Below are 20,884 nucleotides of genomic sequence, written 5' to 3' on the forward strand. Positions count from 1 at the left end.
ATGGGGTTCTTTGCCAAGATCATCGACATCCTCGGTCCCTGGAACTGGTGGGTTCTCGGTCTTCTCCTCGCAGCCGTGGAGGTGTTCGCCCCCGGTTCCTTCTTCCTCTGGTTCGCAATCGCCGCCATCCTGGTGGGAGCCATCGCGCTCACCTTCGCCCTGTCGTGGCAGGTCCAGGTCGTGCTGTTTGTCGTCCTATCGATCGCGTCCGTGCTGATCGGGCGGCGGATCTACGGACAGGCCAATCGTGCCGAGCCGGAGCAGCGGCTGAACGAGCGTCTCGTGCGGCAGATCGGGCGGGCGGCTGTGCTGGACACGCCGTTGCAGAACGGGGACGGGCACATCCGCCTGGATGACACGCTGTGGCGGGTGGAGGGGCCCGACCTTGCCGCCGGCACGGCGGTGACGATCACCGCGGTGCGGGACGGCCGCTTCGTGGTGGCACCGCGGTGAGGCGGTCCGCAAGCCTTCATTAACCGAAATTCTTTACGACTTGGAAAGGCCGTCGTGACGGCCCGTGAATTCGTGGCCGTTCCAGCTCGGGGCCTCGTGGATGAGAGCCTTCCGTTACCTTGTCGTCTCGACGCTGGTCGCGTTTGCCGGCGTGTCGACGGACGCCCGCGGCCAGACAGGTTCTTCCCTGCGTCCGACGCTGCCGCCCGAGCCGGCGCCGAGCCCGACCGTTGAAGGGGGCGACGATCCGATCGCGGCTGTCGGATTGCCTGACGAAACCCTCGTCGATCCCGCTGATAGTCCGGATGCGGTGACTACCGGATCCACCTCTCCGGCTGCGAGACCGCTGAGGGCCCGCAACGCTGAAGTCGCTCCACTGCGGCCGGTCGCCCGCTCCCGCGAGAATGTCAGGCCCGCCCAGCCTTTGACGCCGACGGGAGAGACGGCCGACCAGGAGGGCGAGGCGCGCGCTTCCTATGAGCCGTTGGGATTGCGGCGGGGCAGCTTCGTTACCTACCTGACCAGTCGGTCGGCACTCGGCTATTCGACGAACGCGGGCAACACGGCTGCCGGCTCGGGCGCGGCTTACACGGACAACCGGAGCGAAATCGCGGTGCGGTCCGACTTCGCCCGCCATGCCCTCGATTTCACGCTCCGCGGCGGTTTGCGCGACTATCTCGACAGCCCGCAGAAGAGTGTGCCGAACGTGGAAGCCATCGTGAGTGGACGCCTCGACCTGACGGAAGTGGACCGGCTCGGGGGGACACTGCGGTACGACTGGCAGCGCGAAAGCTCGAGCAGCGCCGAGGTCGGCACCGCCAGCGGGTCGGACATCCACACGCTGACCGCGTCGGTGGGTTATGAGCGCCGCGCCGGCCTGATCGGCCTCGATCTCAGGGGCGCGGTCGACCGGACGATCTACTCAGGCGATGACCGCGACAACACGGCCGTGACCGGTTCGCTGCGGCTCTCGCTCGACAACGGAGCGGTGTTCCGGCCGTTCGTCGAGACGTCGGCGTTCGCGCGACTGCGCGACAGCGAAGTGGACGAGACGGGATTCCGCCGTTCGAGCGCCGGCGGCGAAGCGAAGGTCGGCCTGGCGTTCGACCATGGAACGGTGAGCGGGGAGGTGGGCGCCGGCTACGCCTTCGAACGGTTCGACGATGCGGCTCTCGGCGACCTGAAGGGCTTCGTCGCCGACGGGTCGCTGGCGTGGCAGCCCAACCCGCTGACGACCTTCACGCTGAAGGCGGACACCGTCTTCGAGCCCAGCCGCCTCGCCGGAGCCAGTGGCTCGATCGTGCGCAGTCTGGATCTCGCCGCCGAGTATGCGCTGAGGCCGAACATTATCCTGAATGCGGGAGCCGCCCTCACCTACCAGGACTATGTGGGTGTCGCGCGGGAAGTCACCACCTTCAGCGTTCGCGGTGGCGCGGCATGGAAACTCAACCGCGAAGTGGAACTGGGGCTCGTCGCCACCCACAGCATCAAGGATTCCACTGTCAGCGGCGAGGATACGCAGGAAACCACCGTCGAGGCCGCGATCACCGTTCGCCGGTAACGTGGCCTCGACGGTATCGGTTCAGCTCTCGGCCAGCACCGACTGGAGTTCGGCGCGGATGTTGCCGTGGATGTCCTCGCGGTCCAAGGCGTAAGCAAGGTTCGCCTTGAGGAACCCGAGCTTCGTGCCGGTGTCATAGGTGGTGCCGCGGAAGCGCACGCCATAAAAGGGCGAGCCCTTCAGCAGCCGCAGCATGGCGTCGGTCAGCTGGATCTCACCGCCGGCGCCTTTTTCCTGCGTTTCCAGGAGGTCGAAGATCTCCGGCTGGAGAATGTAGCGGCCGGAGATGAAGAGGTTCGAAGGCGCCGCCGCGGGCTTGGGTTTTTCGACCATGCCCGTCACCTCGAAGACGTCTTCCTGAACCGTCGCGCCCAATGCGACGATGCCGTACTGGGCCGTCATGGCGGGTTCGCATTCCTCCAGGCTGAGCACGTTGCCGCCGGTGCGCTCGTAGGCGTCCACCATGCTCTTGAGGCAGGGCGTGTGGTGCTTCATCAGCATGTCGGGCAGAAGAACCGCGAAAGGCTCGGGCCCGATGATATCGCGGGCGCACCAGACCGCATGGCCGAGACCGAGCGGCGCCTGCTGGCGGGTGAAGCTGACGGAACCGGCGACAGGGAGGTCCCGCTTGAGGACTTCCAGCGCCTCGGTCTTGGAGCGGGCCTCGAGCGTCGCCTCCAACTCGTAGGCGACGTCGAAGTGGTCCTCGATCACCGCCTTGCCGCGCCCTGTCACGAACACGATATGCTCGATGCCGGCCGCCCGGGCCTCGTCGACCACGTACTGCAAGGCGGGACGGTCGACCACCGTCATCATCTCCTTCGGTACGGCCTTGGTCGCGGGGAGGAACCGCGTCCCCAGACCGGCCACCGGAAGCACCGCCTTGCGAATCGCCTTCTGCATTCGAAACTCCACGGAAACAGCGGATCCCAGGGATACGGACCCGGTCTATGTCACCACCTCGGGGAAAACTGCGAACGGACTTTAACGCGCAATCGTAACTGGTTGTCTACACTCTTCGACGAATGCGCCCGACATGTCCGCTGTTCATAAACTCTTAACCTTAAGGTCCGTTCATCGATCAATGATGATGCCAAACATGTCTCTGCCAGCACCCTTCCGCCGAACCCTCGGTTCCTTCCTGGCCGCAGCCGGGCTGGCGATGCTGGCCGGCTGCATCTCGCTTTCCGAACCGCTCGGACTGGACACGAATCGTCAGGTGACGACGCCGGCCCGATCGGACGGACCGATACCGGCTTCCTTTGTCCAATTCGTGGAGACGCTGTGGCCGCAGGCCGAAGCGCGGGGCGTTTCGCGCGCGACCTTCGATGCGGCTTTCCGTGGGCTCGGCCCTGACCAGGGCGTGCTGGACGCGGCCAATCGCCAGGCCGAGTTCGTCAAACCGATCTGGCAGTACCTCGACGGCGCCGCCTCGGATAAGCGGATCGCGACCGGGCGGGCCATGCTCGGCGAGCATGCGGCCTTGCTCGACACGCTGGAGAGAACCTACGGCGTTCCGCGCACCGTCATCGTCGCGATCTGGGGGATGGAGAGTTCCTACGGCGCGGTCCTCAACGACCCGACCAAGGTTCGGAACGCTGTGCGCGCGCTGGCGACGCTCGCCTGGAACGGCGGGCGGCGGGCGCAGTATGGACGCACGCAGCTGCTCGCGGTCCTGCGCATCATCGAACGGGGCGACATCGACCCGATCCACATCACCGGGTCCTGGGCCGGGGCGATGGGGCACACCCAGTTCATCCCGACCACCTACGAAGCCTACGCGGTCGATCATGACGGCGATGGGCGGCGCAACATCTGGACCTCGATCCCCGACGCCCTGGCTTCGACGGCCAATTACCTGCGGCGCGCGGGCTGGCGGACGGGCGAGACATGGGGCTACGAAGTCGCGCTGCCCCCAGGTTTCGATCCCGGGCTGGAAGGCAGCCGCCGGTCGCTAGGGCAATGGCGGGCCGCCGGGCTGGTCCGGGCGAACGGGCAGAGTTTTCCGCGCGACGGCGACCAGGCCCAGCTCTGGTTTCCAGCCGGCGCATCCGGTCCGGCGTTCCTGACGCTGAAGAACTTCCAGGTGATCAAGCGCTACAACAACGCCAACGCCTACGCGCTGGGGGTGGGGCACCTTTCCGATCGGCTTGGCGGTGCAGGTCCGATAGTCGAGGCCTGGCCGCGCTCGCCGGAGGAGCTCGACCCGGCCGGCGTGCAGGAGCTCCAGACCCTGCTGGGAGCGAGGGGCTACGATGTCGGCAAGATCGATGGCATAGTCGGTCAAGGCACGACGGCGTCGATCCAGGCCTACCAGTCCGCCGCCGGCCTGCCGGCGGATGGGCAGCCGACCGCCACGCTCCTGAAGCGTCTGAGACAGGGACTCTGACAGGCGCGGCTCCAAGAGGCGTCCATGACCGATCTGAAGGCCAGTCCGCGACGGGCGTCGACACTCGGGATCACCGCGATCGTGATGTTCCTGGCCGTGTTCACAGCGGTTTCGCTCGCGTTGCCACACCAGGCCGCAGCTCAGCTGTTCGAGAACCCGCCCCTTTTGCTGCGCCTGTTCGGGGTGAAGAAACGCGAGACTCCTCCGCAGCAAGGCGGGGCTCGGATCATCCAGGTTCCGAGCGGCGGCAAGGGGCAGGGCTATACCGGTCCGTCGCTCGGGCCGAACGGTCCGGTGATGCCGCGGATCATCAAGGCGCCGGAACCGGCCCTGCAGATCAAGCCGAAGAACGACGATGCCAAGGTCGTGCTCGTGATCGGGGACGCGTGGGGCGGCAGCCTGGCGGCGGGGCTGAATGTCGCGTTTGCCGACACGCCGACCGTCAAGATCGAGGCCGCGGCGGTGGAGGGGAGCGGGCTGGCCGATCGCAGCAAGCTCGACTGGCCGCAGAAGCTGACGGATCGGTTGGCCGCCAAGGACGCCCCGAACGCGGTCGTGGTGATGCTCGGTCCGGCCGATCGGGCGCCGATCCAGGCTGACGGCCAGGAGGCGGAATTCCGAGGGGCGACGTGGGAAACGGTCTACCGCGCCCGGGCGCAGGCGCTGATCGTGGCGGCCCGGTCGCGCAACATACCCTTGTTCTGGGTGGGGCTCGTGCCGACTGCCGACTTCGACCAGACGACGGACCTTGCCTATCTCGACGAGCTGATCCGCCAGGAGAACACGGACAATCTCGGCGTCTACGTCGACGTCTGGAATGCGTTCGCCGACGCCACCGGCAGCTTCGCGGCGAGCGGACCAGACGTCGAGGGGCAGGTCCGCAAGCTACGGCTGTCGGACGGATCCGGGTTCACCAAGTCCGGCAGCCGAAAGCTGGCGTTCTTCGTGGAGCAGGAGATCCGCAAGTGGCTGGAAAGCGGCGCGCCGGGGATCGTGCTGCCGACGAACAGCGGATCAGGCCTCGTCGTCTCGCTTGCCGATCCGGAAGCGGACGTCGACGAGGGACTCGCGGCCAACGGACCGCCGCCTGTGCCCAAGGAGGGAACGGCGCTTCATGCGGTCATCGTCGAAGGAAAGCCAATCCACCCGGTAAACGGCCGGGTGGATGATCTGCGGGTAATTCGCTGACCGCCTCAGAGCGGGAGCTGGCTGGAGCCCATCAGGAAGCTGTCGATCGAACGGGCCGCCTGACGGCCTTCCCGGATCGCCCACACCACAAGCGACTGGCCGCGGCGGACATCGCCCGCTGCGAACACCTTTCCCACCGAGGTCCGATAGCTCTCGGTATCGGCCGCAACGTTGCCGCGGCGATCGCGCGCCAGCGCCTCACCCGGACCGGCAAGGTAGGTGCCTTCGAGCGGACCGGCGAAGCCGATGGCGGTCAGCACCAAGTCGGCGCGGATGACGAACTCGGTGCCCGGGATCGGCTGCCGCTTCTGGTCCACGCGGGCGCACTTCACGCCCGTGACCCGTCCCTTGGCATTGCCGACGATCTCCAGGGTGGCGCAGGAAAACTCGCGATCGGCCCCCTCTGCCTGGCTGGACGACGTCCGGAACTTCGTCGGCCAGTAGGGCCAGGAGGTGAGCTTGTCCTCCTTCATCGGCGGCATCGGACGGATGTCCAACTGGGTCACCGAAAGGGCGCCCTGCCGGAACGAGGTTCCGACGCAGTCTGACGCGGTGTCGCCGCCGCCGATGACCACGACGTGCTTGCCCGAGGCGAGGATAGGCTCTTCCCCGGAGACATCCTCGCCGCCGATGCGGCGGTTCTGCTGGACGAGGAACGGCATGGCGTAGTGACAGCCGGAAAGGTCCTGACCGGGCATTCCGGGATCACGCGGGCGCTCGGCGCCGGCGGCGAGCAGGACCGCATCGTGATCGGCCGCCAACTGGTCGACGGTGGTCGTGACGCCGACGTTGACGCCGTAGTGGAAGGTCACACCCTCCGCGCTCATCTGGTGAACACGGCGGTCGATGTAGTGCTTCTCCATCTTGAAGTCGGGGATGCCGTAGCGCATGAGGCCGCCGGCCTTGGGCTCCCGCTCGTAGACGTGCACGTCGTGGCCGGCGCGCGCGAGTTGCTGCGCCGCCGCCATTCCGGCGGGACCGGAGCCGACAACGGCGACGCGCTTGCCGGTCTTGACGAGCGGGATCTGCGGGGAGATCCAGCCCATGTCCCACGCCTTGTCGGCGATGGCCTGTTCCACCGTCTTGATGGCGACGGGGCTGTCCTCCAGGTTGAGGGTACAGGCCTCCTCGCAAGGAGCCGGGCAGATGCGGCCGGTGAATTCAGGGAAGTTGTTGGTGGAGTGGAGGTTGCGGGCGGCCTCCTCCCAGTCGCCGGCGTAGACGAGGTCGTTCCAGTCCGGAATCTGGTTGTGGACAGGACAGCCGGTCGGGCCATGGCAGTAGGGCACGCCGCAATCCATACAGCGGGCAGCCTGGCGGCCGACCTCCTGCTCGGACATCGGGATCGTGAACTCGCGGAAATGGCGGATACGGTCCGAAGCCGGCTGGTACTTTTGGTCCTGCCGGTCGATTTCGAGAAAGCCTGTGACCTTGCCCATCGTCACGCTCCTGGTTCCGTTCGGAGGGGGCCTCACTCGTTCGTCGAGGAGTCCTGGCCCTTGCCGGTGATGTCCTGCTGGTTGGGTCCGGCCCCACCTCGGTGGCGGGGCCGTGATCGGCTCGCGCCGCGGCTCACTCCGCGGCGACGCCCATGCGCATCTTCTCCATGTCGCGAAGGGCACGGCGGTACTCGACCGGCATGACCTTCACGAACTTCGGACGGAACGCGTCCCAGTGGTCCAGGATCTCGCGCGCCCGGGCGGAGCCGGTGTAGCGCGCGTGGCTCTGGATGAGGGCGAACAGGCGCTCGTCGTCGTGCCGCGTCATGTCCGAGGTGAGGTCGACACGCCCCTTGAACTGGAGGTCGCCGCCGTGATGGTGCAGCTTCTCCAGGAGTTCGTCCTCCTCGGGCACGGGCTCCAGGTCGACCATGGCCATGTTGCAGCGTTTGGCGAAGGTGCGGTCCTCGTCGAGCACGTAGGCGACGCCGCCGGACATGCCCGCCGCGAAGTTGCGACCTGTGGAGCCGAGCACGACGACAACGCCGCCGGTCATGTACTCGCAGCCGTGATCTCCGCAGCCCTCGACCACCGTCACGGCTCCGGAGTTGCGAACGGCGAACCGTTCGCCTGCCACGCCGCGGAAGTAGGCTTCACCCTCGGTTGCCCCGTAGAGCACGGTGTTGCCGACGATGATCGACTGCTCCGGGACGATCTTGGAGACTTCCGAGGGGCGCACCACGATGCGGCCGCCGGACAGGCCCTTGCCGACGTAGTCGTTGGCTTCGCCGACAAGGTCGAGCGTGATGCCGCGGGCCAGGAAAGCCCCGAAGGCCTGACCGGCGGTGCCGGTCAGATTCACCGTGATGGTGTCGTCCGCAAGGCCCTCGTGGCCAAACCGCTTGGCGACCTCGCCGGAGAGCATCGCGCCCGCAGTGCGGTCGACTGACTTGATGGCGGCTTCGATCACCACCGACTGGCGACCGACCAGGGCCGGCTGGGCTTCCGCGATCAGCTTGCGATCGAGGACGTCGGCGATCGGGTGGACTTGACGCTCCGTCCAGCGGATCTCGTCCGGCGCCGCCTCGGGCTTGTAGAACAGGCGCTTGAAGTCCAGACCGGTGGCGCGAGCAAAGCCGGAGGTGGGCTCGTGCGCGAGCATATCGGACTGGCCGGTCATCTCGTCCAAAGTGCGGAAACCCATCGCCGCCATCAGCGAGCGGACTTCCTCGGCGACGAAGAAGAAGTAGTTGATGACGTGCTCCGGCGTGCCCTTGAAGCGCTTGCGCAGTACGGGGTCCTGGGTGGCGACACCCACGGGGCAGGTGTTGAGATGGCACTTGCGCATCATGATGCAGCCGGCGGCGATCAAAGGCGCAGTCGCGAAGCCGAAGTCGTCGGCGCCGAGCAGGGAGCCGACGATCACGTCGCGTCCGGTACGCATGCCGCCGTCAACCTGGAGGCAGACGCGCGAGCGCAAGCCGTTGAGCACGAGCGTCTGGTGGGTTTCGGCCAGGCCGATCTCCCACGGGGACCCCGCGTGCTTGATGGAGGTGAGCGGCGAGGCGCCGGTGCCGCCGTCGTAACCGGCGATCGTGATGTGGTCGGCGCGCGCCTTGGCAACGCCGGCGGCGACGGTGCCGACGCCGACCTCCGAGACGAGCTTGACCGACACATCCGCCTGCGGGTTGACGTTCTTCAGGTCGAAGATCAGCTGGGCAAGGTCCTCGATCGAATAGATGTCGTGGTGCGGCGGCGGCGAAATCAGGCCGACGCCCGGCGTGGAATGCCGGACCTTGGCGATCACCGCGTCGACCTTGTGGCCGGGCAATTGGCCGCCCTCGCCGGGCTTGGCACCTTGCGCGACCTTGATCTGCATCATGTCCGCGTTGACGAGGTACTCGGCGGTGACGCCGAAGCGGCCGGATGCGACCTGCTTGATCGCCGAGCGCTTGCTGTCGCCGTTGGCGAGGCGCTTGAAGCGCTCCGACTCCTCGCCGCCTTCGCCGGTGTTCGACTTGCCGCCGATGCGGTTCATGGCGAGCGCCAGCGTCTCGTGGGCCTCGCGGCTGATCGAGCCGAAGGACATGGCGCCGGTGGAGAAGCGCTTGACGATCTCAGTCGCCGGTTCGACCTCGTCGAGGGACACCGGCGCACGACCGGCCTCCTCGGCCGACTTGATGCGGAACTGGCCACGGATCGAATAGCGGCCGGTTTCCTCGTTCACACGGCGGGCGTAATCGAGGTACTTCTCCGGCAGGTTCTGACGAACGGCGAGCTGCAGCTCGGCAATAGCATCGGGCGTCCAGATGTGGGCTTCGCCGCGCTGGCGATAGGCGTACTCGCCGCCGACCTCCAGGCTGCGCGCCAGGACCGGATCGGTGCCGAAGGCCGCGGAATGGCGGGCGATGGTGTCGTCGGCGATCTCCTGGAGACCGACGCCCTCGATGGTGGTGGCGGTTCCGAAGAAGTACTGGTTCACCAGATCGGACTTGAGCCCCACCGCGTCGAAGATCTGGGCGCCGCAATAGCTCTGGTAGGTCGAGATGCCCATCTTGGACATGACCTTCAGGATGCCCTTATCGATCGACTTGATATAGCGGTAGACGATCTCTTCCTCGTCGACCTCCTCCGGGAACTGGTTCTTCATCGCCAACAGGGTGTCGAAGGCGAGGTAGGGGTTGATCGCCTCGGCGCCGTAGCCGGCCAGAACACAGAAGTGGTGCACTTCGCGTGGTTCACCGGATTCCAGCACCAGACCAACCGAAGTCCGCAGACCCTTACGGATGAGATGGTTGTGAACGCCCGCGGTCGCCAGCAGCGCGGGAATGGCGACACGGGCGCGCGAAACCAGGCGGTCCGACAGGATGATGATGTTGTACCTGGCGCGAACGGCTTCCTCCGCGCGTTCGCACAAGCGATCAAGCGCCATCTTCAAGCCCTCGACCCCGCGATCGGCGGAGAAGGTTATGTCGAGCGTCTTCGCCTGGAACTGGTTCTCGGCGATGTCACCGATCATCCGGATCTTGTCGAGGTCCTGGTTGGTCAGGATGGGCTGACGCACTTCGAGGCGCTTGATGGTGGAGACGCCCTCCAGGTCGAGGATGTTCGGCCGGGGCCCGATGAAGGACACCAGGGACATGACCAGCTCCTCACGGATCGGGTCGATCGGAGGATTGGTGACCTGAGCGAAGTTCTGCTTGAAATAGTTGTAGAGCGGCTTCGACTTCTCGGAAAGTGCGGCGATGGGCGTGTCGGTGCCCATGGAGCCAATGGCCTCCTGGCCGGTCACGGCCATCGGCGCCATCAGGAGCTTGAGGTCCTCCTGGGTGTAGCCGAAGGCCTGCTGGCGATCGAGCAGCGATTCATTGGACAGAACCGACGACACCGCGACCGGGGGCATGTCCTCAAGCACGATCTGTGTGCGGGCCAGCCAGTCCTTGTAGGGATGGGCCTGGGAGAGACGCTGCTTGATCTCGTCGTCGGAGACGATGCGGCCTTCCTCCAGGTCGATGAGAAGCATCTTGCCGGGCTGCAGGCGCCACTTCTGGACGATGCGCTCCTCCGGGATCGGCAGCACGCCGGCCTCCGACGCCATGACCACGAGGCCGTCGTCGGTGACGAAGTAGCGGGCGGGACGCAAGCCGTTGCGGTCGAGGGTCGCGCCGATCTGCCGGCCGTCGGTGAAGGCGACGGCGGCGGGACCGTCCCACGGCTCCATCAGGGCCGCGTGGTACTCGTAGAAGGCGCGCCGGTCCTCGTCCATCAGCGGATTGCCGGCCCAGGCTTCAGGGATCAGCATCATGGCCGCATGGGCGAGCTCGTAGCCGCCCTGGACTAGGAACTCCAGCGCGTTGTCGAAGCAGGCGGTGTCGGACTGGCCCTCGTAGGAGATCGGCCACAGCTTGGAGATGTCGTCGCCGAAGAGCGCGGACTCCACCGACGCCTGACGGGCGGCCATCCAGTTGACGTTGCCGCGCAGCGTGTTGATCTCGCCGTTGTGGGCGACCATCCGGTAGGGGTGGGCGAGCTTCCAGGACGGGAAGGTGTTGGTGGAAAAGCGCTGGTGGACGAGAGCGAGCGCCGAGACGAAGCGCTCGTCGGTCAGGTCGGCGTAGTAGGCGCCGAGCTGATAGGCCAGGAACATGCCCTTGTAGACGATAGTGCGCGCAGACAGCGAAACGACGTAGAAGCCGGAGTCCTCCACGCCGGACTTGGCGTAGACCCGGTTGGAGATCACCTTGCGCAGCAGGAAGAGGCGCCGCTCGAAATCGGCCTCGTCCTTCACCTTCGGACCGCGACCGATGAAAACCTGCCGATGGACAGGTTCCGTCGCGACGATGTCCGGGGCCTTGGACAGGCAGCTGTTGTCGACGGGAACGTCGCGCCAGCCGAGCAGCACCTGTCCTTCCGCCGCCACCACCTCTGCAACGACCTGCTCGCACCAGGCGCGAAAAGCGTCGTCGCGCGGCATGAAGAGGAAGCCGACGGCGTACTCGCCGGTCGGCGGCAGGGTGAAGCCGAGGCGTGCGCCTTCGGCCTGGAAGAAGGCGTGCGGGATCTGCACCAACATGCCGGCGCCATCGCCCATCAAGGGGTCGGCGCCGACCGCGCCGCGGTGGGTCAGGTTCTCGAGAATCTGCAGACCGTTCGCCACGATCTGATGGCTCTTCTCGCCGTTCAGGTTGGCGATGAAGCCGACGCCGCATGCGTCGTGCTCATGGGCGGGGCTGTAGAGGCCGTCGGCCGCAGCCTTGGCCCGCGCGGCTTCCGTCATGCTGGTCGTGCGCTTGGCGGCGGCGGCGGGCGCCGCGCCTTCGATCCGCACGTCCGACGGGCCGGCAAGGTCATGCCTCTTCATCGTCATCCCCATACTCGTTCTGGAACCTTGCACCATGCAGGGTTCCGGCCAATCCAGCCACCGAAGCCGGCAACTTCCGTTGTCCGGGTCTGGTCCGGCGCGGCGATCCGACCCTGCTGGCCGGGATTTCGCTACGACGTCCCGCCGTCGGACCCATGCCATCGGCCAGCCGCGTGATCCGTTCCAAAAGGCGGTGATGGGTGTCGCCTCCGCCAACCGGGTGCAAATCGGTCGACGAAGGGGCGCAAACCCGCCTTGCTATGGCATCTCAACCTTAATCGAGCGAGCCTTCCTGCGCCGCTTGGACCAAGGGCAGAAGCCTGATCGTTGCGTAGAGACACATTCCCACGCAATACCTGAAACCCTCACACGACCTTCGCGCAACTTAGTTTCGCGTCGATGACAGCCCGACAGGACCGGGTCCACCCACGTAAATCTATCGCAACGCCGCATGCCTGATGCGTAATACGCATAACCTTCGGTCCCGTCAATCCCGACAGTGACGCTGACCGATTTTTTCTCATGCGTCTGAGATGTGCATTCTCTCTCGGTGCTGCCGCAGCGAAGGGCGGTCCGCAGGTGACTTCTCGGACGTGATCGCATCGGATAAAGACATCGGCATGAACTTTTCAAGCGACAATTGGGCGGGTGCGTCGGCTCCCGTGGCCGCGGCCCTCAACGCGGTCAACCACGGACTCGCCGCTGCCTATGGAGCGGACGACACGACGCGGACCGTTTCAGACTGGTTCGCGGAAATCTTCGAGCGCCCGGTCACCGTGTTCTTCGTTTCCACCGGGACGGCGGCGAACTCGCTGGCGCTCGCCAGCGTCATGCGACCGGGTGGGGCGGTGATCTGTCATCGCAATGCGCACGTCGCGGTGGACGAGGGTGGCGCGCCGGAGTTTTTCAGCGGCGGTGCGAAGCTGGTGCCGGTTGACAGCGCGCGCGGCAAGTTGACACCGGAGGGTGTCCGTTCGGCGATCGCCCGGTTCCAGCCTCCCGCCGTCCATCACGGACGGCCGGTGGCGGTGAGCCTGACCCAGGCAACCGAATGGGGGACGGTTTACTCACCGGCCGAAGTGGCCGCGATCGCGGGGATCGCGCATCAAGCCGGGCTCAAGGTCCACATGGACGGGGCACGCTTTGCGAATGCGCTCGTCTCGCTCAACGTGACCGCGGCCGAGATGACCTGGAAGGCCGGGGTGGACATGCTCTCCTTCGGGGGCACCAAGAACGGCTGCTGGTGTGCGGAAGCGGTCATCCTGTTCGATCCGCAGAGCGCTGACGACTTCGCCTACGCGCGCAAGCGAGCGGGGCAGCTGTTCTCCAAGAGCCGCTTCGTTGCAGCCCAGTTCCAGGGGTACTTCGACCGGGGTCATTGGCTGGACAACGCCGTCCATGCAAACGCAATGGCCGGCCGCCTTGCCGCGGGCATCTCTGCTGCCCCGGGAGCCCGCGTGCTGTTCCAGCCGGAAGCGAACGAGGTGTTTGCGATCTGGTCTGCGAAGACGTCGCAGGCGCTGAAGGCGGCGGGCGCGCTCTTCTACGAATGGCCGGCGGATGGACTTCCCCCGGCAGACGTGCCCGGAGAAGGCGAAGTCCTCGTCCGTCTCGTCACCAGCTTCGCCACAACGAAGCACGACGTGGCCGAGTTCATCCGGGTTCTGATGACGGGTTCAGCCGTCTGAGGCTTACTCATTTTAAACTGAAATGAGCTTGCCTTGCCATTAATGATACTTAGCCCTCACCGAAGCAACGCTCAGATCGACTTTGATTTTGACTATTTTTACAGCAGACAGGGCTCGGTAGAATTCTAGGTTCATTTACTTGTCTTCGGCAATCATCCCTTCCGAGAGCTAGGGTGGGGAGATCCGATGTCCTTTTTCCGCTATGCAAGCGCGTTTTCCGTGCTTCTTGTTTCAACGGTTTGGCCTGCATGGGCCACATCGTCGCTGGAAGACTTCAAGCGTCCGACCACGATACCGTTCCCCGCGGACAACCCGTATACGCCGGAAAAGGCCGCGCTCGGGAAGGCATTGTTCTTCGAACCCCGCCTGTCAGGGGCGGAGAACATGACCTGCGCGTCGTGTCACAATCCCTCCTTCGGCTGGGAAGTGCCGGTGGAGACCGCAGTCGGCTCCCAGAACACCCGCCTCGGCCGTCAAGCGCCTACCGTGCTTGGCTCGGCTTGGATCCATCCATTCTTCTGGGACGGCCGGGCGGCCACGGCGGAAGCCCAGGCCAAGGGGCCGATCGAATCGCCGGCGGAGATGAACCTTCCGCTCGAAGTCGCAGTACAGCGGTTGTCGGCGATCAAGGGCTATTCGGCCTGGTTCGACCAGGTGTTCCCCGGCACGTCCGTCACGCCAGACACCATCGTAGCGGCGATCGCCACCTTCGAACGGACAGTCGTGCCGAGCTATGCCCCATTCGATGCGTGGGTGGACGGGGATGCCGACGCAATCTCGGATTCGGCTAAACGCGGCTTCGACCTTTTCGTCGGCAAAGCGCGATGCGCAGGCTGTCACACCGGCTGGAACTTCACGGACAACAAGTTCCACGACATCGGGACGACAGATGCCGATCCGGGCCGCGGCACCTTCGAGCCGGCCAATCCCAAGGCCCAGTTCGCTTTCAAAACGCCCAGCCTGCGCGACATCGCCCAGCGCGGGCCTTACATGCACAACGGCAAGGTGCCGACACTGCAGGCGGCGGTCGAACACTACCTGTCGGGCGGCATCGACCGGCCTTCCCGATCGAGCCTGATGGCTCCGGTGGATCTCACGGCCGCCGACATCCAGGACCTCGTCGAGTTCCTGCACTCCCTGACCGGCTCGCGGCAGGTCGTCGCCCTTCCCGTGCTGCCGAACTGAGGCCCGCCATGAGCATCTTCCAACGTATCTTTCTGTGCTTCCTCGTGTGCGTCGGCATCGGCTCCGCGCTCAACGCGGTCTTCGTCTGGCAGATCTGGACGGTCAGCGCCGACACAGCGAACGCGACCACAACGCCGCTCGAACAGGTCGATGCCGCCCACCGGATCGCGGAACGGTTCACGACGATCCATGCCCAGCTCGAGGATGTGACAGAAGGCATACGCTTCACGGACAGCAAGGCGTCGCTCGGCGCCTTCAATGCCGCGGTGAATGACCTTCAGCGGCAGGTCGAGCGTCTGGCGGCGACGCCGCTCTCACCCGAGGCGCTCGCCCGGCTGAACCATGCCCGGTCGACTCTCGACGCCTGGTTGGCGGACAGCCGCGTTTTGATGGGTGAGGCTCCTGCCACCGCCGTGGTCGCGCCGCATGTGCAGACAGACGCAGCGGGAAGCAGCCATCGATGCCGACCTGCAGTTCCTGATCGGCGAGTCGATCGCGGCAGCCGAGCAGACCGGTGCGGAGGTTCGCGACCACGCCGCTTTCGCCTTCTGGCTGGCCGTCGGCGGTTCGGTCGCGGCCGTTGTCGCAGGTCTCTCACTCACGGTTGCGGCAGCCCTGTCGATCACGCGCCCTATGATCGGACTTCAACGTGCGATGAGCGGGATCGCGGACGGGCAGCTCGAGACGGAGGTTCCCGGCGGCACCCGCAAGGACGAGATCGGGTCGATGGCGCGGGCGCTCGACGTTCTCCGGCGCAGCGCCGTGGACCTGCGCAGTCTGCAGTCCAACCAGCAGGCCGAACGTCAGCGTGCGGAGGTCGAACGACAGTCGCTTCTGGCGCGTGTAGCCAACGAGTTCGAGTCCAAGGTTGGAAGTGTCATCTCCGATGTGGAACGGCAGTTGGCGCAGATGTCGGACATGTCGGCCTCCATGGGCCGATCCGCTGGCGTAACCGACTCCAAGGCGGACGGGGCGGGGCAGGTCGCAGCCACCGCCAACGCGAACGTCAGTGCCGTTGCGGCTGCGGCGAACGAGATGGCGGCGTCAGCCCGGGAGATCACCGACCGGACCGCGCATTCGCGCAGCCTTGTGACGGGCACGACCGATATCGTCGCCGGTTCTTCATCGGCAATCAGCCTGCTGGTCGCGACCTCGCAGCGGATCGGCGAGATGGCCGGCCTTATCAGCGACATCGCCGACCAGACCAATCTGCTTGCGCTCAATGCGACCATCGAGGCTGCACGCGCGGGCGAGGCAGGGCGAGGATTCGCGGTGGTCGCCGCCGAGGTGAAGTCGCTGGCCGATCAGACCCGCCGGGCAACGGAAGCGATCGGCTCCAGCATTTCGCAGGTTAGAACCGCCACCGGCGAGGTGGTCGACGTCATGGACAAGATCCGCAGTTCGATCGGTGCGCTGGGCGATTCCGCGAGCGAGGTGGAGCAGGCCATGAAGCTGCAGTTGGATGCCACCGACGAGATCGCTCGGAGCATCGACGAGGCATCCCGTGGAACGCGCAGCCTGGAGTCGACCCTCGGTGAGGTCCGATCGACCTTCCAAGACGTCTGCGAGGGATCAAGGAACATCGCCGATGTCGTCCACAGCCTGGAGGGGTCGGTCGTTCGCCTGAAGTCCGACGCGGCGGCTTTCACGGGGTCCATCCGCGCCGCATGATCGCCATGGTGCGCAAAAGAAGAGGTGCCCGGTTCGGCCGGGCACCTCCCTATCTGTTTTCTGGTTGTCGAAGCCGTTAGTTGACGGTGGTCGACGCCTCGATCTGGCGAAGGCCGTCGGCCTTGCCGATCGGGATCTGGCGGGACTTCTTCTCCTCGGGAATCTCGCGTGCGAGGTCGATATGAAGGAGACCGTTCTCGAGGCTGGCGCCCTTGACTTCCACATGGTCGGCAAGCTGGAACCGGCGCTCGAAAGCCCGCGATGCGATGCCACGATAGAGAACCTCGGCGGTCTTCTCTTCGCTGGCAGGCTTCTTTTCACCCTTGACCGTCAAGGTGTTCTCGCGCGCCTCGATCGAGAGGTCGGCGTCGGAGAAGCCGGCGACGGCGATGGTGATGCGATAGGCGTTCTCACCGGTCCGCTCGATGTTGTAGGGCGGATAGGTCTGGGCGCCTCCGTCGCTCGCACCCAACTGGTCGAGCATGGAGAAAAGCCGGTCGAAGCCGACTGTGGAACGATAGAGCGGTGTGAAATCCACGTGACGCATGGAAAAGTCCTCCTGTGAGCGACGATTCGCGTGTTCAGCGTCTCCACTGCCTGTGAACGCCATGATGGCCGTTCCCGGCGGAGAGCCGGCGGACCCCGATCGGGCGCCCGCATCGCTGATGTGTGGATGGTTTTCCGGGCTTTCAAGGGTGGGGTCAGCGTCGCCGGCATGGCCGATTGCAGTGTCCGCCGGTGCCCGCTACTCATCGGCAAGCCGATCTGGACGGGCCTTGATGGATCTCCTCGACCTGCCTGAAAACCCGATACCGACGGGAACCACGCTCCACCGTCTGGTGGCCGACGACGGCGTTGCGCTTCGTGCGGCGCGTTTCCCCGTGCTTTCGGGTCCCGCCAAGGGGACAGTCTGCCTGTTCCAGGGGCGGGGCGAGCAGATCGAGAAGTACTTCCATGTGGTCGAGAAGCTGAGGGCCCGTGGGTTCGCCGTGGCGACCCTCGACTGGCGTGGGCAGGGCGGATCCCAGCGTCTTCTGCCCCATGCCCGCAAGGGGCACGTTCCCGATTTCCGTCACTATGAGCGGGACCTGACGGCCTTCCGCCGGCAACTCGTGCTGCCGGACTGCCCACCACCCTACTACGGGCTCGCCCATTCGATGGGCGGGACCGTTCTCCTGGAAGCCTCGCCGCGGCTTCCGCCCTGGATGCGGCGGCTGGTGCTTTCGGCGCCCTTCCTCGACTTCGCCCCGCCACTCCGGCGCAAGCCGATCCGCCGACTGTCAGCGCTTCTCTGCATGGTCGGCTTGGGTCGGGCGATGATCCCGGGAGCCACCAAGAAGCTGGCGGTGGTCCGGGATTTCGAGGACAACCCGCTGACATCCGACGCGCGGCTGTTCGCCATGATGATGACGGTGACGGGCAAGCGGCCCGACCTCGGTATCGGGCCGCCGACAAACCGCTGGATCCATGCAGCCGCCAAGGCGATCGACCGGATGGAGGCGGCCCACTTTCCCGGCACCGTTCCGCTGCCGGTCATGATCATCAATCCCGGCCAGGATCAGCTGGTTTCGCCCTATGCCAACGAGACGATGGCGCGCAGGTTGCGCTCCTGCGCCTATGTGTACGTGCCGGGAGCCCGCCATGAGATCATGATGGAGCGACCGATCTACCAGGATCAGTTCTGGGCAGCCTTTGACGCGTTCGTACCCGGCTCGGACGAAAGCTGACGGCTCAGCCGGCAAGCCGGCGCAGAACCTCCTCGTGAAGCGACGGGTCGCCACTCGCGACCACCTGGCCGCCATCGATCGCCGAACCGCCCTGCCAGTTGGTGACGACGCCGCCTGCTCCTTCGATGACCGGGATCAGCGGCATGATGTCGAACGTCTTCAGCCCGGACTCGATGACGATGTCCACGTGGCCGCCCGCGAGCATGCAATAGGCGTAGCAGTCGCAGCTGTAGCGCGTCAGGCGCACACCGGTTTCCACGCGGTCATAGGCGGCCCGCTCGTCGTCCTTGAAAAGCGTCGGACTGGTCGTGAAGAGCGTGGCCTCCGCGATGGAGGGGCACGGCCGCGTGCGCAGGACCGCTTCGCCAGCGGGCCCCGCGTAGGTGCTCGTCCGGCCATCGCCGATGAACCGTTCGCCGATGAAGGGCTGGGACATCATCCCGTAGATCGGACGACCGCCCTTCTTCAACCCTACCAGCGTGCCCCAGACCGGAACGCCGGAGATGAACGCGCGGGTGCCGTCGATCGGATCGATCACCCAGACATACTCCGCCGAGCCGCTGTCGTCGCCGAACTCCTCGCCCAGGATGCCATGGTCCGGGAAGCGGGCGCCGATATGGCGGCGGATCACCTGTTCGGCCGCGCGGTCGGCCGCCGTCACCGGGTCGAAGGCATCCACCTCCTTGTTGTCGATCGTCATCCGAGTCCGGAAGTGCGGGAGAATGACGGCCCCCGAAAGATCAGCTAGCTCCGTGAAAAATGCAGACCAGTCGTCGCGTTCCTGCATAGCGGAAGTGCCTCGTCCTGTGTTGAAGCCTTCGGTTGGGTATGCCCAACGTCGGGTATGGCATTATAAAATCGAGCTTTTTGCCATCGAGCGGGTGGCGTGCGTCGCAGGAGGGCTCGGACCTGCAACGTTTCCGCGACATTCTGTCAGGACCGGCATGCTTGACGACCGTGCAGTGCAGCGGCAAATTGTTGCGGTGCGATACAGCTTGTATCGCCTGCCCTCCTTGGGCGTTTCCTCCCTAAGACTTAGGCCGCCGCACCGCGACGGCCTTTTTTCTTTCCGTCGAGGGAGCCGCACGGCCGTCCGAGCCTACTCGGCCGCATAACGACTTGGTTGTGGCACGAGCGCGGAAACGGGAAGATCCACCAGGGCCTCCACGAACCGTGACAGATCCGTGCGCAGAAGGTCGAAGCCGGCACTCTCGGTGAACGTACGCTCGTCCATGTAGAGGCCGCGATTGACCTCCAACTGGAGGGCGTGAAGGCCTTTGGCGGGGCGGCCGTAGTGCTCGGTGATGAAGCCGCCGGCATAGGGCTTGTTGATCGCCACAGTGTAGCCCAGGTCGACCAGCACGTCCGCGGCATGATCGACGAGCGCGCGGGCAGCGGCCGTCCCGTAGCGGTCACCGATCACGAAGTCCGCGCGGGATCGGGGATCCTGACCGCGTACATTCGATGGCATGGAATGGCAGTCGATCAGGACAGCGGCGCCGAAGCGGACGTGGGTCTGAGCCAGCAGCCGTCGAAGCGTCGCATGGTAGGGCTTGTAGATGGCTTCGATACGATCGAGCGCCTCTTCGATCTGCAGGGGACCGTGATAGATCTCCTCCTGCTCGGCGACCACGCGGGCTATGGTGCCCAAGCCGCCGGCGACGCGAATGGAGCGGACGTTGGCGTAGGCCGGGAGGCGACCTGCGAACATCTTCGGGTCGAGTTCGTAAGGCTCCCGGTTGACGTCCAGATAGGCGCGCGGAAAGTGCGCCCGGAGCAGGGGCGCTCCTCGATTGACCACATGGGCGAAGAGCCGGTCTACGAGCGCATCCTCCGACAGTCTGATCCGCCTGGAATCAAGGCGCGACGCCGCCAGGAAGTGCTGCGGGTAGGCGCTGCCGGAATGCGGGGAATTGAAGACGAATGGAATGGTCTGCTCGACCGGAGAGGATACTTCGAAAGCCGGTTCGGTCACGAAATCCGCAACGACACGCATGCCTGCTCCCGGACCGGGGTCTGCCGCTGCTTTCCCGGCGAGGGGACATAAGTCCCGGTCAATCGAATCGGATCATTCCAGAGCATGAGAAATGGGCTTCCCGTGCCGGAAACGTTCGGTTTCGCCCTGGCTCGGACTCCCCTCACATCGTGATGGTGCCAATTTACCCGGGATCTGTCCACAGGCTGAGGCCCAGAAACCGGCAACAACCGGGATCAAGTGACGGGGATCGCGCGTTTAAGAGTCCCGAAACGAGACGCTTACGCCATATTTACCGCGATAGCCTACTCGTGAGATGAGATAAACAAGACGGGACTGCCTCAAAGGTGGGCCGTCCCAGTGGACCCGTCGGGAAACCAAATGAACCGTATCCTCCTCGCCGAAGACGATAACGACATGCGCCGCTTCCTGGCGAAGGCTCTCAACAACGCCGGATACGACGTGGTGGCGTTCGACAACGGCCGCAGCGCTTACGAGCGGCTGCGCGAGGAGCCCTTCACGCTGCTCCTGACGGACATCGTGATGCCGGAGATGGACGGAATCGAACTGGCCCGGCGCGCCACCGAACTCGATCCCGACCTGAAGATCATGTTCATCACCGGGTTTGCCGCCGTCGCACTCAACCCGGACAGCCAGGCGCCGAAGGATGCCAAGGTCCTGTCCAAGCCGTTCCATCTGAAGGACCTCGTGCGCGAGGTGGAGAAGATGCTGGCCGCGGCCTGAGCC

Annotated in this window: 15 protein-coding genes; 9 read left to right on the plus strand and 6 right to left on the minus strand. The window is 65.5% G+C overall.

All coding sequences use genetic code 11. The annotated features are described in order from the left end of the window. Nucleotides 1-453: an NfeD family protein gene (locus tag HZ321_RS14095; protein ID WP_181703026.1), complete on the plus strand. Its 453-nt coding sequence runs from the start codon at nt 1-3 to the stop codon at nt 451-453. A 100-nt stretch (nt 454-553) separates the two neighbouring features. Then, nucleotides 554-2,014 carry an outer membrane beta-barrel protein gene (locus HZ321_RS14100; protein WP_181703027.1) on the plus strand — a complete coding sequence of 487 codons (1,461 nt, stop codon included), beginning with the start codon at nt 554-556 and terminating at the stop codon, nt 2,012-2,014. 21 nt (nt 2,015-2,035) lie between these two features. Here HZ321_RS14100 and galU read toward each other — a convergent pair whose 3' ends face one another. Continuing rightward, complete coding sequence (gene galU, locus HZ321_RS14105) at nt 2,036-2,917, minus strand: UTP--glucose-1-phosphate uridylyltransferase GalU (RefSeq protein ID WP_181703028.1); 882 nt, start codon at nt 2,915-2,917, stop codon at nt 2,036-2,038. 196 nt (nt 2,918-3,113) lie between these two features. On the opposite strand from galU, the gene HZ321_RS14110 reads away from it, so the two are divergent. After that, nucleotides 3,114-4,403, plus strand: a complete 1,290-nt coding sequence (locus HZ321_RS14110) for a lytic murein transglycosylase (protein ID WP_181703029.1) — start codon at nt 3,114-3,116, stop codon at nt 4,401-4,403. Between the two features lie 24 nt (nt 4,404-4,427). Continuing rightward, nucleotides 4,428-5,591 (plus strand): SGNH/GDSL hydrolase family protein, encoded by a 1,164-nt coding sequence (locus HZ321_RS14115; protein ID WP_181703030.1) that lies wholly within the window; start codon nt 4,428-4,430, stop codon nt 5,589-5,591. 5 nt (nt 5,592-5,596) lie between these two features. Here HZ321_RS14115 and HZ321_RS14120 read toward each other — a convergent pair whose 3' ends face one another. Together HZ321_RS14120 and gltB are read right to left on the minus strand one after the other, a co-directional pair. Then, nucleotides 5,597-7,030 carry a glutamate synthase subunit beta gene (locus tag HZ321_RS14120; protein ID WP_181703031.1) on the minus strand — a complete coding sequence of 478 codons (1,434 nt, stop codon included), beginning with the start codon at nt 7,028-7,030 and terminating at the stop codon, nt 5,597-5,599. A gap of 133 nt (nt 7,031-7,163) precedes the next feature. Next, nucleotides 7,164-11,807 carry a glutamate synthase large subunit gene (gene gltB, locus HZ321_RS14125; protein ID WP_244635895.1) on the minus strand — a complete coding sequence of 1,548 codons (4,644 nt, stop codon included), beginning with the start codon at nt 11,805-11,807 and terminating at the stop codon, nt 7,164-7,166. A 704-nt stretch (nt 11,808-12,511) separates the two neighbouring features. Here gltB and HZ321_RS14130 point away from each other — a divergent pair. The 3 genes from HZ321_RS14130 to HZ321_RS14140 all read left to right on the plus strand — a co-directional run bounded on the left by HZ321_RS14130 (nt 12,512) and on the right by HZ321_RS14140 (nt 16,435). Further along, nucleotides 12,512-13,579, plus strand: coding sequence for a threonine aldolase family protein (locus HZ321_RS14130; RefSeq protein ID WP_181703033.1), 1,068 nt, complete (start codon nt 12,512-12,514; stop codon nt 13,577-13,579). A 186-nt stretch (nt 13,580-13,765) separates the two neighbouring features. Continuing rightward, nucleotides 13,766-14,764 (plus strand): cytochrome-c peroxidase, encoded by a 999-nt coding sequence (locus HZ321_RS14135; RefSeq protein WP_181703034.1) that lies wholly within the window; start codon nt 13,766-13,768, stop codon nt 14,762-14,764. 426 nt (nt 14,765-15,190) lie between these two features. Then, nucleotides 15,191-16,435 carry a methyl-accepting chemotaxis protein gene (locus HZ321_RS14140; protein ID WP_181703035.1) on the plus strand — a complete coding sequence of 415 codons (1,245 nt, stop codon included), beginning with the start codon at nt 15,191-15,193 and terminating at the stop codon, nt 16,433-16,435. Between the two features lie 76 nt (nt 16,436-16,511). Here HZ321_RS14140 and HZ321_RS14145 read toward each other — a convergent pair whose 3' ends face one another. Continuing rightward, the gene (locus HZ321_RS14145; protein ID WP_181703036.1) at nt 16,512-16,982 is read right to left on the minus strand and encodes an Hsp20 family protein; all 471 of its coding nucleotides are present in this window, start codon (nt 16,980-16,982) and stop codon (nt 16,512-16,514) included. 232 nt (nt 16,983-17,214) lie between these two features. Here HZ321_RS14145 and HZ321_RS14150 point away from each other — a divergent pair, with 232 nt between their 5' ends. Beyond that, nucleotides 17,215-18,162 (plus strand): alpha/beta fold hydrolase, encoded by a 948-nt coding sequence (locus HZ321_RS14150; protein WP_181703037.1) that lies wholly within the window; start codon nt 17,215-17,217, stop codon nt 18,160-18,162. Between the two features lie 4 nt (nt 18,163-18,166). Here the strand turns inward: HZ321_RS14150 and hisN are convergent, their stop codons facing one another. Continuing rightward, nucleotides 18,167-18,949 carry a histidinol-phosphatase gene (gene hisN, locus HZ321_RS14155; protein WP_181703038.1) on the minus strand — a complete coding sequence of 261 codons (783 nt, stop codon included), beginning with the start codon at nt 18,947-18,949 and terminating at the stop codon, nt 18,167-18,169. A 312-nt stretch (nt 18,950-19,261) separates the two neighbouring features. Next, the gene (locus HZ321_RS14160) at nt 19,262-20,158 is read right to left on the minus strand and encodes an N-formylglutamate amidohydrolase (protein ID WP_181703039.1); all 897 of its coding nucleotides are present in this window, start codon (nt 20,156-20,158) and stop codon (nt 19,262-19,264) included. Nucleotides 20,159-20,518: 360 nt separating this feature from the next. On the opposite strand from HZ321_RS14160, the gene cpdR reads away from it, so the two are divergent. Beyond that, nucleotides 20,519-20,881, plus strand: a complete 363-nt coding sequence (gene cpdR, locus HZ321_RS14165; RefSeq protein ID WP_181703040.1) for a cell cycle two-component system response regulator CpdR — start codon at nt 20,519-20,521, stop codon at nt 20,879-20,881. Nucleotides 20,882-20,884: the final 3 nt, after the last annotated feature.

Source organism: Chthonobacter albigriseus (assembly GCF_013839445.1).
Classification (GTDB): domain Bacteria; phylum Pseudomonadota; class Alphaproteobacteria; order Rhizobiales; family Pleomorphomonadaceae; genus Chthonobacter; species Chthonobacter albigriseus.